This is a genomic window from Bacteroides caecicola, from assembly GCF_023337095.1.
GTDB lineage: Bacteria > Bacteroidota > Bacteroidia > Bacteroidales > Bacteroidaceae > Phocaeicola > Phocaeicola gallinarum.
In genome coordinates, this window is sequence record NZ_JAMBLM010000005.1 from 254,853 (window position 1) to 267,623 (window position 12,771).

Below are 12,771 nucleotides of genomic sequence, written 5' to 3' on the forward strand. Positions count from 1 at the left end.
TATGGGTACAAATAATTATTCTTGGAACGAGACACTAAAATTCTCGTGGGGACATATCATCGCCTTTGTTGCTTTGATATTTATCAGTTATGTTACATATATGGGTGACTTTTATTCTAATGGAGGAGACTTCTCTGTGGCAGCCATAAAAGTATTCATTATTGACATAGCTTTGTTGACAACATTTATCGGAGCACAAATACTAAAAGGAACAGATGGAAGATTTAACCGTTCAATAATTATTGAGAGGGTATTAATTTGTATGTGCCCTGTCGCTTTTGTTTGGAGCATGATTCCATACAATCATTATTGGAATGTATATTCTGAACGAAGCCATATTGAAGAGATGTTTAGTACATCTATAGAAAAATCAAAAACAATGTTTACTGACTATAATTCGTATGCCAACAATCGTATCAATAACTATAGTCAGCATTTAAAGACCATTATTGATAATAAAAGTACAAATCCCATACAATACAAAAACGCTGGATTTTCTGGAGACAGCGATGCGCTTCAAATAGAAAATTATATTCATACTCTTCAACTTCAATTATTGTCTCAAAACACAGATAGTTTGCAGACTCTTGCCTTGAAATGGATTGAAAGTGCCAATCAAGGAGCAAGTGTTTGGAATGCTTTCCTTATTGGAAATATTGACAAAATTTCAGATGCAATCAAATCATGGAATAGCACACTGATTCAAGTATCTGAATTTAAGATGAGTAATGAGCCTGATAATATTCAGCCATTCAGCAGTGAGCAAAATTCTTATAATCAAGCAATTCAAGGCTTGCAAGATTTAAAAAACATTTATAGAAACACACAGGGTGTTGCGTTTAATACTATTTGGTCTGGTATTCTGCTATTTTTCATGCTTTTGTTCCCATATTTCTTACAGAAGAGGAATACGCGAGCTATTAGTTTATACTATTTGATACCTCACAAATCAAAAAAATCCATAGCAACGATTGAAGTTAATAAGTCAGAAAAAAACACAGAAGAAATATCTATCGGCAGTACAAATCAAACAAACGATATAGATAATAACGACATTTATGGTGGAACTTTTTAATTCGTAAAATAAAAAAATAAATATGGCTAGTAAAAAAGAAATTCTCAAAAACATTACAAATTACACACCAGAAGAAATCGCTGATGCGGTAAGAAGTGGGGTTGTTTCCATGTATGAATTGGGCAAAGACACAGAAGGTGCATTTACTCCTTTACTTAGAAAAAGAGTAAAAGAGCTTCTTGAACAGGAAATAGTAACAATAGAACATAATACTGCTGAAGAAACGTCAGAAGTAGATAATACTATTATACCGAATTGTCAAAGCCAGATTGAAACTTTATCAAGTGAAATTGAAACTACAAATACATTGGAAGATAACATGTCGAACTCGCAAGCAGAGGAACAAAGTCATGTGACTAACACAACGTCAAAACCTGGCATGTTCCGCAATCCGTTTTCTTTTACAGGCAGAATACGTAGAACAGAATACGGTCTATCAATAATTATTTGCTTCTTCATAAATTTACTTATGGAAGTTATGATGAGTGCTGCCACAGAATCTAATGCTGCTGCATTATTGGTACTATATCTTATAATACTCATACCTTATTGTTGGTTTCTATGGGCGCAAGGAGCAAAACGATGCCATGACAGAGGGAACTCAGGATGGTATCAAATTATCCCGTTTTACGGATTCTGGATGCTTTTTGCTGAAGGAGAAGCAGGAATAAATGAATATGGAAACAGTCCTAAATAATTTATATGAAACAAAAGATATTAGATAATGTTACGGAATATTCTGCAAGTCAACTTGTAGAATATATAAGAACAGGTGTCGTGACTTTTGACGAATTAGTTCAAGATACCGATGGAGAGTTTTCTGTAGAAAAAAGGAGAGAAGTTAAATCCTTGTTGGAAAGTGGGGATGCGGATGAATGGAATAAGGTAAAAGAACTTAATTCAATAGAAGCAGTTCAGCACTATTTAGACACCTTTCCAAATGGGCAATATCGTGCCGAAGCTCGTGCATTAAAGTTAGAGCTTGAGGATAAAATTCAAGCAATATACTTACAAACAACCACAGACGACGCATGGACATTAGTTGATAAAACTGACAAAACTTCGCTGAGGGAATTTATTAATAAGTACCCCACAAGTACTCACGTTAACGAAGCAAAGAGTATTATAAACTCATTGCTATTAGATGAGATTATGGGTGTAGATATTGATACGCTAGTAACTCAAATCAACCAAGTTCCAACAGACAAAACAGCTGTTACCCAAGAACAACGTGATAATAAGACCATTGCGCTGATTGAGAAATTCCTTAATGAGAAAAAAATCAAGAAAACTGATTTTTTGAACAAAATTAGAGAAGACCATAATCTTGTAAGTTCTGGAGTGGTAAAACGTTTAATAAATTCAGGAACACTCTCCGTTGAGGATTTGATAAGTATTGACATTGATAAACTCTTTATTCAAAAGATGTTTAATGGAGAAACTGCTCAGAATTTCTCCACTTCAGACAAGCTAGATAAGATTCACAAACAGTCAACCGAAATTTACTTCTGGGGTATCCCTTCTTCTGGTAAAAGTTGTGCTTTGGGTGCCATTTTAAGTGTAGCTGCAAGCGGAAAGGTGGCATATTCAATGGATGCCGATACTGAATCACAAGGATATGGGTATATGACAAAACTTATCAATCTATTTCAGAATGGCAAAATTGGGACATTAATGGAAGGAAATCCGGTCGATTCTTTCTACGAAATGGGATTCGACTTAGTTGATAAAGATGGGGAAATACATCCTATCACATGTATTGACATGGCAGGAGAGTTAATGAGATGTATGTATAAGGCCAATGCTGGAGATAGTATGTCTGATACTGATGAAGTCATGTTAGACACTCTTACCAAAGTTCTTATTGACAATCGTTCTACAAATAGAAAGATGCACATATTTGTCATTGAATATGGTGCAGAAGACAGACTTTATGAAGGTCTTCCACAACGTGTATATCTTGAAGGTGCAGTATCGTACATAAAAAACACTGGTATCTTCAAGAAAGATACAGATGCTATCTACATAATGATAACCAAAGCTGATAAAGTTAAAAATGCAACCAAAGATACATTTACAGAGTATATTAACGACAAGTACCTTGGCTTTTATAATGGTTTAGAACAAATCTGCAAGGATAACGAAATCAATAAAGGAAAGGTTGAAAAAATAGCCTTTTCTCTTGGAGAAGTCTGTTTCCAAAACTATTGTAAGTTTAATTCTCGTCCAGCAGAAAATGTTGTCAGCTTGATACTACAACGATCTGCAAGCTTCAGAGGTGGCAAAAGAGGTATGTTTGAAAAAATATTTAGAGGATAAATCATGAAATTAGGATTAATTATAAAGTTAACAAGCAATGGCGAACAAGAGTTTTTCGCTGTTAATAAACAAGAAGAGTGGGCAAAATTTGCAACCGATTCTCGTTCAATCATTAAAGATTTAAACGGCTTTGACGGCTCTGGCAAATCCGCCATAATTGTTAAAATCCTTGGTAATCTTGGATATTTACTTGGCGTTATAAAAGCCCGTCCTGAAGGCAGTGGTCGCCTGAACGACAATACCACAGCGTGGATTCATGTGCCGACCAATATGCAGATTAGTGGTTCGGAACTATGCTCTGTAATAAGTTGTATTGATGAACAACTGTCTGCTGCTTTAGGCATCAATCCAGCAATTATCGAAGAACTGTTTTCAAAAGAATATTCAGAAAAGGATGTTCAATATTCAGCACTTTCATTCGTGAGAAATAATCCAGATGGATGCATTGGCTGGTGTACTTATGGGAAAGGTGCAGATTATCAACTATATGAGTTGCTTGGTGATTCTATTGCGCAAATACATTATAAAAAATACAAATGTATTTGCTTTGTTGACAATGCATCTGGGCTCTTTTTTGATGCCGGAGAAAAAATAAAGCAAAATGTGTCACAAGCAATTAAGATTGATGTACCAATTGACAATAATGGTTTTACACCATTTATTAAGTCTACAAATCAGAATATACCTTTTAATAAAGACATTGAAGTCCCATATAATACAACCTTGTCTATAATATGGAAGAAAGAAGGCTTTCGTGATATTGTAAAAGAAGTAAAAGCAGATCGAAACTTTAGCAATAAATTACTTGCTATTCAAGAAAGTGAACGCCAATTGATATTCAAACGCTCTTGGATAAAAGTTACAAACTGCAAATACAAAGAATTAGATAATTCTGAAATATACGTAAACGAAACATTATTTGCCAAAGATGTAATGTACATTACCGAAGTAGCATTGCGTGATGGCTTAAAAATAAGAGTAAATCATAATGGTTACGAAACAACTGAGAAAACTATAAATAAGATTTCATCAAACATCCAAATAATACTTGATGATAGACAATACAGCAAAGAGTACACTTTGTGTAAAGAGGACGGTAAGAATTTGGATTCTGATGCTCGCATTATTGTCAAAATGAATAATCATTATACCGGAATGCCTTTGAAAGGTTATCGTTCCAATAATGGTTATATTATCTATGAAAATAACCTTGTGCTAAAGATAAAGTGGTTCTTATTAGGTATTGCAAGTGTTTTTGTCATTGGATTTCTATGGGCTGGAGCTGTAGCTTTAGATGATTGGATTGATAATCATAAGTTCCAATTGGGTTGGCCTCCAATTATAAAAATTGAAAAGCCTACCGAAAAAAATCTGAGCACAACTACAACATATAAGCAAGAATCTCAATCCATTTCATCAGAAGATTCTTTAAAAGTTCATGTATGTAACTATCTGAAATCAGGTTCAATCTGGCATAGGGACACTCTTGCCCAATATGAATTGACAAAAGATCTGTTTGACTATATGAATACATTCAATTTAGAAAGACTTGTTGAGTTAGAAAAAACAGATCTAAAGGACATTGACAAAATAAAAGAGTTAGTCGATGCTTCCAGATATTCTTTGGAAAAGAAAATAGATCCTAAGATAGGAAAGGAAGATAGAAATGGGAAATATAATACAGACACAGATTTTGGAATAAACGTGAATGATTACATTTCTTGGATTAAAGAACAACATAATACTACAGAGAAGTCTTCAAGTAAAAAAGCAGACAAATCAACCCCTGCATCCCAAAAGCAACCTGCATCAGAGAATAAAAAACATAACAATAAACGTGGTGGTATTTAATAAATTAATATTATGAAGGTTACGATTAAAATATTAATATTGGTTTTATCAATAGCACTTGCTATTGGTGGAATTATGGTATATGCCAAGACTCGTGTTGAACCTCCTACTGCGTTTCAGCCAATAAATCAATTTGAAAGGGACTTAAATCAAACCTACTCAAAGTTAAGAAACGCTGAATCTGTTCGTCAAGAAGATTCTATCTATATACAAACTATCGATAGAATTTCAGTATTTGAAAAGGAAAATAGACTTACACATGCAGAAAGCGACCAACATAGAGATAAACTATTAGAATGCTATTCTCCCATATTCCTTAAAAGGTGCTTTTCTAAATTTAACAATCCTATTTGGAATACCGCTGACCATAATTATATGCTGACGGTTTCCAAACGGCTTCAATCAGTTAAACACTCTGATGAAAGTCTAGTCTTGCAAAAAAACACATTGGATTCATTAGCATTGGTAGAAAAGATAATTGCAAATTATCGTCAGGCTAAGACTATTAGTCGTAGTACGACATACCGTGGCATCACAAGTGCTCAAAACATAATAAACCAGGCTAAGAATTTTGCAAATGACAAATATCTTTCCAAATGTACTGATTTAAGGAATGCACTCAATAATGTAAAAACAAATATTGGACAATCTCACTATATTTACATTTCTTCATTAGTAGAAAAATTGTCTGAATTTCGATATTACGGCCAACAATACTACGAAAATACTCTTGTTCCACAAGTAGATGCTGCTGTAACGGAATACGACAACAAGGCGACAGCATTATATGGTTCGAAAAAAGACGTGAATGCACTTTGGACTAGAGCAAGAGGGTACTATAATGAAGCTTCCGATTACTATAACAACAATAATTATTGATATGAGAATTATAAAGTATTGCATAGTATCACTATTGACAATAGTATCATTACCTATTTTCTCACAAACGAATAATGATACTATTCCATCTGTTTCTAAAACAGATTCGATTCTAGTTTCAATAAGTATTAATGATTTAAATAGCCTAAAATCAGAGAATGACTCTCTGAAATTACAGCTTACTGAAATAAATGAAAAATATCAGAAACTCCTAGTGGAAAGTGATGAATGCAAAAACGAATTATCGAATTTGGAACGTAACATTAATCTTTTAATAAGTGATACGACCAAATTACATATGGCACAAAGAGAAGCTGACAGAAGGTTAGTTAATATCGCATCTAACTTTCTGTATATCCCATACGAGGCCTATAGTATCGAAAAGATTGCCATTCCGGCATTCAGAGCTATTGCCGATGCAGAATTAAAAGATGCTCACCAGATAAAATATGAATTACTCTGTAATTACAGAAAAGATATCGAAGATATTATGTCTTTTATGGAATATGCACATAGCGAACTAATAAAGCCATTCGTTAAAGATGCAAATGATATTCTATTACAATTCCGCAGTAAATCATTTTATCGGTCTTATCAAAATTATTCCGATTGGGCTGCTACGTTTTTAGGTGGTAAAATATCTCTCATCGAAAAACAGCTACATGATTTTGATGGAAATCAGCACAGAGTTGATTTTACATCCATAAAAGAAGAATTAAATGAATGTTTAAAAACTACTGAAACACTATGAGAAAATTATATAGCTGGATAATTTGTTTAGTGATTTGTATTGGTTTAAATGTTTCACTTGAAGCACAAACCCTTATTAATTACCAACAACAAAAACAGAAAGAGATAGCAGAAAGGCAACGCGTTGAAAAACAAAGGTATGAATCCGCTTGCGAGAAGGGAACTCTTGAAGCATTTCAAGAGTATATTAAGTTATATCCAAATGGGAAATATGCAGTTGATGTTAGAAACAGAATAGAAGACTATAATTTATGGTCAACAGCTGTAAAAACGAATACAATAGAAGCATATAACCATTATATTGCCACCTCTAAATCTAAAAGTTTTAAAAATGATGCGAACGAGGCTATTACAGAACTTCGTTCTATTGAGGAATGGAAATCTATAAAGGCTTCAAAAAGTATAACAGAAATAGAACTATTTATTAAAACTTATCCTAAATCTTCGTGTATCACTAATGCACAAAAAAGGATACACGAACTAAAAGGTGAGAATTTTTACTTGTCAAATGACTTGCTAAATGCTTATCAAGAATTTAATAAAGCTGGAGGCAAATATGCTTTAGGAAAAGATAATCAGTCTAAATTCGATGAATGCCAAGAGTATTGGGAATATAAAAATTTAACAAGTTATTCTAGTGAAGAAAAATTACTTGCTTTCCTCGGAAAATATCCTTCAGGGAGGTATTCTGATGAGGTCTCAAATAAGGTAGCCATATCAAAGGCAAAATCCTTTACTATGTATTCTGGGAATTATTCACTTAATGAAGCATTAGGATTTGCAAAAGATGAAACCACTCGCAGTATTGTAAAAAGACATTATGAAGCAAAACAAAAAGAGTATTCTCAATATAAAAAAGCGCAAAGACGCATAAAACGCCAAAGAAATGGTGGTATCATAAATTTCGGTATAGAATTTATGGATTTAGCATTTAATCCTTCTATGTATAGTGACATGGATAATGATGTTGATTATGTTATGTATTATAATGTAGGACTTGGTATTAGGCTTGGCAACTACAAATCACCGGTTCAATTTGAAATTGGAGCGAAACCTGGATTAGTGGTATATACTCTATGGTACGGTTCAGAGGATGAAACGAAAACATCTTTTCACTTACCTTTATATGCTAGATTAAAAATAGGTTTATGGGGTGGTACTTCATCAAAATGGTATGTGGACGGAATTGGCTATTACAATGCCGTCAAGAAATCATTTTTGGAGAGTGATTATAGCGTATCAGCAGGATTAGGTGTTTCATGGAGACATTGGGATTGGCGTATAATATATTACAAACAAGACATAGATGCCCAACATACATATCAAAATTATAACTTTTTAGGAACTTCCTTTAGTTATTATTTCTAAATCTATGCACTGTAAATAATGAAACAATGTTCAAAGACAATGAAACGATATTTAATTTTAGCAATGCTATTTTGTTGTTCAATAGCTTTCGCTCAAAACATCAAACGCCCTGATTCTTACAATTACAGTCGTGGCGTTGAAGCGATTCAAAACAATAATGCCGAAGAAGCTCTTGAATATCTGAATAAGGAATTGGAAGAGAATCCGGATAATGGATATGCTTTGGCGTGGATTGCGGTTGTGCGGAATTATCAGGAAGAATACGGTCGTGCTTTGACAGCAGCAGATTTGGCTATAAAGCATATCCCTAGAAAAGACAAAGAATATAAGGCTTTTTCGTACATTGTTCGTGCAGAAGTTTATGTGGGACTTGGGGAGAATGAAAAAGCCCTTGCTGATTTCACATCCGCCGTAAAAGAGACTCCTGATGATGCTAATGTGTATGAAAAGCGAGCGGATCTGTATTACTATATGGAAAAGTATGATTTGGCGGATAAAGATTATCAGAAAATCATATCCATTGACCCCGGCAATGTAATGGGCTATATGGGAATAGGACGAAATGCTAATGCTGAAAAAAGGTATGAGGACGCTATAGAACAATTTAGCTATGTGACAAAATTAGCCTCAGATTATTCTTCCGGATATTCCTTTAGAGCTGAAAGCCTTATCGGATTGAAGAAGTATGATGAAGCAATTGATGATATTATTCATGCGTTGGATATTGATTATGACAATAAAGCATTTTATTTGATGCAGGACGTGGCAGATTCTGCAATGGTGCCATTGGTTGCAAAATTAAAAATTCAATCTACTAAGAATCCAAACAATGATTATTGGCTATACTGTTTAGGTGCAGTATATGAAAATAAGGGTGCGTATAAAAAGGCTATAACATACTATACTGACTGTCAAAAGAAAAATCCATCATCTGTAACTTCTTGCAGGATTTCAAACTGCTACAGTGAAATAGGAGACTATGCTTCCGCATTGCAGCACATAGACAATGCTATTGCCTTGGATTCAACGGACTATGACAATGTTATGGCAAAAGCAGATATTCTGTACGAATCAGGTGAAGCGAAAGCCGCTATTCTGGAATTGAGCAAATATGTTGCTCATTATCCGGAGTATTATGGTGGCTATTATCGACGTGGTTGGTATAAGGATAATAGTAGTGATGTTGATGGAGCTATTGAAGATTATACGATGGCAATAGTCTTGCAACCAGATTACGCATATGCTTACTTGGGACGAGGAGACATGTATGCCTTAAAAGGAGATAAAAAATCAGCAGAGGCAGACTATAAAAAAGTTATTGAACTGGACACCATTCCGGGCAATAGCTCTTGTACGCAGTATGCTTATTTGGAACTGGGACAAAAGGAAAAGGCTGTCGAGTTTATGAACAATGTCATTGAGAAAGACCCTGACGATGCCGGAAATTATTATGATGCCGCCTGTCTGCATTCAAGAATGGGCGAATTAGATAAATCAATAGAATTTCTACAGACAGCATTGGAAAAAGGTTTTCGTCGTTTCTCTCATCTTGAAATGGATGATGATTTGGATGCTATACGGGAACTTCCGAAATACAAGGAATTAATCCGGCATTATAAAAGTATCTTTGAAACAGAGATAGAAGATAAAATGCAGGCTACTTCTGTTTATGAAGAGCAGACTGTTGAAATACCATTCAGCAAAGAAGACGGTGTCTGCAAGGTGAAATGTACAATCAATAATCTGCCCTTGTATTTTGTATTTGACACAGGAGCGTCTGATGTTTCGCTTTCATCTGTCGAGGCGACATTTATGATGAAAAATGGGTATTTGAAATCATCAGACGTCATCGGGAAACAGAATTATATGATGGCAAATGGCGAGATAAGTGCAGGAACAGTCATTAATCTTCGCAATGTGAATTTCGGAGGATTGGATTTGGATAATATACGATCTTCTGTCGTACACAACCAAACAGCTCCTCTTTTATTAGGACAATCAATCCTTGGTCGTTTGGGAAGTATTGAAATCGATAATGCGAAAAGAGTTTTGAGGATTACATATAAAAAGAAAGTAGAAGAATGCAAATGAAACAGGAAATCAATAGGTTAAAAATAGTATTGGCTGAGAAGAAGAGAACTAATCGCTGGCTTGCTGCTCAATTAGGTAAAAACGAAGCTACCATATCCAAATGGTGTACAAACACAACTCAGCCCAGTTTGGATGATTTGGTTATGATTGCAAAATGCCTGGAAGTTGATACTAAAGATTTGCTTCATTCTATAACCGAATGATAAAGCGAGATGCCATCTGCTGAAATATGCGGGTGGTATCTTTTATATTAATGTACATGAAAATAATACTCTGAAAGTCTTTATCTTTGTCTCCAAATCAATTGATATGAATCCTGCAAAATATAAAGAATACATTTCTCAATACGACATCAGACGTTTTGTGGATGCACATCGTCAGATATATGCTTCTGCCTTGTCGGAAATCCGTAATGGCAAAAAGCAGTCACATTGGATGTGGTATATATTTCCACAGTTGCGTGGTCTTGGACATAGCCGTAATTCCAATTATTATGGAATAGCCGATCGAGACGAAGCGTTGATGTTTTTACATGAACCTACACTCGGCAGGAATCTTTGTGAAATAACAATGGAGATGCTGGCAATTGATGACAAACCTATCGAAGAAATTCTAGGAGAAATCGATGCCTTGAAATTCCGCTCATCAATGACGCTTTTCGATTCTGTATATCCGGATTATATATTTTCAGAAGCCTTGAAAAAATATTATGGAGGCAAGGCTGACGAGCTTACTCTGAAAATGTTAAAGGAAAAAGCGAACGAAAACGAGGTATTGGTGCGAGGAGGAATCATAGGGACGATAATTGGAGATATTGTCGGGTCTTTTTACGAGTTTTATAATTCCAAGTCAGCAAACATAGCTCTGTTCACCCCAAGTACAACATTTACAGATGACACTGTAATGACCATAGCGGTAGCAGATTGGCTTCTGAGTGGAGTTCCGCTACAGAACACCATGCCAGACTGGGGGCAGGAATATCCAAACAGAGGATATGGAGGAATGTTCTATGAATGGATGTTTTATAATGAAGATAAAAATCCTTATAATAGTTTCGGGAATGGTGCAGGTATGCGTGTAAGCCCATGCGGATATTATGCAAATTCTCTTGAAGAAACTCTTGAACTCGCCAAACAATCAGCAGAAGTGACACATAATCATCCGGAAGGCATTAAAGGGGCACAGGCTATAGCATCTGCAATCTTTTTGGCACGTCAACAGAAACCAAAGGATGAAATCCGGGAATATATAGAAAAGACTTTCGGATATAACTTACATCGGACTTGCGATGAAATACGACCGGCATATCGATTTGATGTAACATGCCAAGGTTCATGTCCGGAAGCAATAATCGCATTTTTGGACAGTCACGACTATGAATCAGCAATCCGACTGGCAATATCTTTGGGAGGTGATAGTGATACAATCGCTTGTATGACAGGAGGTATTGCTGCTGCCTACTATGGTATTCCGACGTGGTTAGTAAAGTATGTAACGGTAGAGTTTCTGCCCCAGAATATGCTGGACGTTATAGAGAGATTTGACAAGGTGTGCGCAGAGCAGTCGATAAATAAATCATAACTATCCCTTACTTTTGAATTTGCGCATGTTCGATGTCTCGGTTGATAATTTCGCTTATGGAGACAAGACAGTTCCAAATGCAACACTCAGGATCCCTTATGATAACTACTATATATTAAGGGATTCATTGAGTACTGTTGAGTTTATTCCGGTGGTATATATCACATTGGACGCATTAAAAGCCGCAAAAGGACATGAAGGCAGACTTGCTCAGAACATCGTGACACGTGTCAAGAACATGTGTTCTTATAATGAGCTGCCAAATGTAAAAGGTTTGCAGCTTGATTGTGACTGGACAGCCTCTACAGAGCAATCATTCTTTTCTTTGTGTGATTCTACGAGATTGGAAATAACCAGAAATAAATTAGTCTGGAATCTCAGTTCGACGATAAGGCTTCACCAACTTGCGAGAGAATGTCCACCAGTGGACTATGGGGTACTGATGGTTTATAACACAGGTAATTTCAGTAACCCTGATGCGGCGAACTCCATATTGGATGAGAAAGATGTAAAGCCCTACTTAAAACATATAGAAGACTATCCTCTTCATCTTGATGTGGCATATCCCACTTATTCCTGGCAACTGCTGTTTCATAAACGCCAATTTATGGGAATCTTAAGTGGAGTGGATGTGACAGATACCACACAATTCAAATGCAACAAAACACATAACAACTACAGGTGTCTTGAAGACTTGGCTTACAAGAATACTATAATCCGGAAAGGAGACATTATAAGATCTGAGACATCAACATTCCAAGATATTGCACGTGTCAAGACACTGATTGATCAAGAACTTGCCGACCGCCAACACAGCAATATATTATATCATTTTGACTTGCATAACTTTTCAAAAT

Annotated in this window: 11 protein-coding genes; all 11 read left to right on the forward strand. The window is 35.3% G+C overall.

The features are described from left to right. The first annotated feature begins 1 nt into the window (after nt 1). Complete coding sequence (locus tag M3085_RS07220; RefSeq protein WP_249052650.1) at nt 2–1,075, forward strand: hypothetical protein; 1,074 nt, start codon at nt 2–4, stop codon at nt 1,073–1,075. A 22-nt stretch (nt 1,076–1,097) separates the two neighbouring features. After that, nucleotides 1,098–1,772, forward strand: a complete 675-nt coding sequence (locus tag M3085_RS07225; RefSeq protein ID WP_249052652.1) for a DUF805 domain-containing protein — start codon at nt 1,098–1,100, stop codon at nt 1,770–1,772. A 5-nt stretch (nt 1,773–1,777) separates the two neighbouring features. Next, nucleotides 1,778–3,394 carry a hypothetical protein gene (locus M3085_RS07230; RefSeq protein WP_249052654.1) on the forward strand — a complete coding sequence of 539 codons (1,617 nt, stop codon included), beginning with the start codon at nt 1,778–1,780 and terminating at the stop codon, nt 3,392–3,394. Nucleotides 3,395–3,397: 3 nt separating this feature from the next. Then, nucleotides 3,398–5,245 (forward strand): hypothetical protein, encoded by a 1,848-nt coding sequence (locus M3085_RS07235; protein WP_249052655.1) that lies wholly within the window; start codon nt 3,398–3,400, stop codon nt 5,243–5,245. Nucleotides 5,246–5,257: 12 nt separating this feature from the next. Next, complete coding sequence (locus tag M3085_RS07240) at nt 5,258–6,124, forward strand: hypothetical protein (protein WP_009036742.1); 867 nt, start codon at nt 5,258–5,260, stop codon at nt 6,122–6,124. Nucleotide 6,125: 1 nt separating this feature from the next. After that, nucleotides 6,126–6,875: a hypothetical protein gene (locus tag M3085_RS07245; RefSeq protein WP_249052656.1), complete on the forward strand. Its 750-nt coding sequence runs from the start codon at nt 6,126–6,128 to the stop codon at nt 6,873–6,875. Beyond that, complete coding sequence (locus M3085_RS07250; protein WP_249052657.1) at nt 6,872–8,242, forward strand: hypothetical protein; 1,371 nt, start codon at nt 6,872–6,874, stop codon at nt 8,240–8,242. Before M3085_RS07245 ends, M3085_RS07250 begins: the two co-directional genes overlap by 4 nt. Nucleotides 8,243–8,281: 39 nt before the next feature. Next, entirely contained in the window at nt 8,282–10,333 is a 2,052-nt protein-coding gene (locus M3085_RS07255; protein ID WP_249052658.1) for a tetratricopeptide repeat protein, read from the forward strand. Further along, the gene (locus M3085_RS07260; RefSeq protein WP_034528932.1) at nt 10,330–10,536 is read left to right on the forward strand and encodes a helix-turn-helix transcriptional regulator; all 207 of its coding nucleotides are present in this window, start codon (nt 10,330–10,332) and stop codon (nt 10,534–10,536) included. The genes M3085_RS07255 and M3085_RS07260 overlap by 4 nt, the downstream gene beginning before the upstream one ends. A 106-nt stretch (nt 10,537–10,642) precedes the next feature. Continuing rightward, nucleotides 10,643–11,914 carry a DUF1810 family protein gene (locus M3085_RS07265; RefSeq protein WP_249052659.1) on the forward strand — a complete coding sequence of 424 codons (1,272 nt, stop codon included), beginning with the start codon at nt 10,643–10,645 and terminating at the stop codon, nt 11,912–11,914. A gap of 13 nt (nt 11,915–11,927) precedes the next feature. Then, on the forward strand, nt 11,928–12,771 hold an 844-nt coding region (locus tag M3085_RS07270), incomplete at its 3' end, for a hypothetical protein (RefSeq protein ID WP_249052661.1).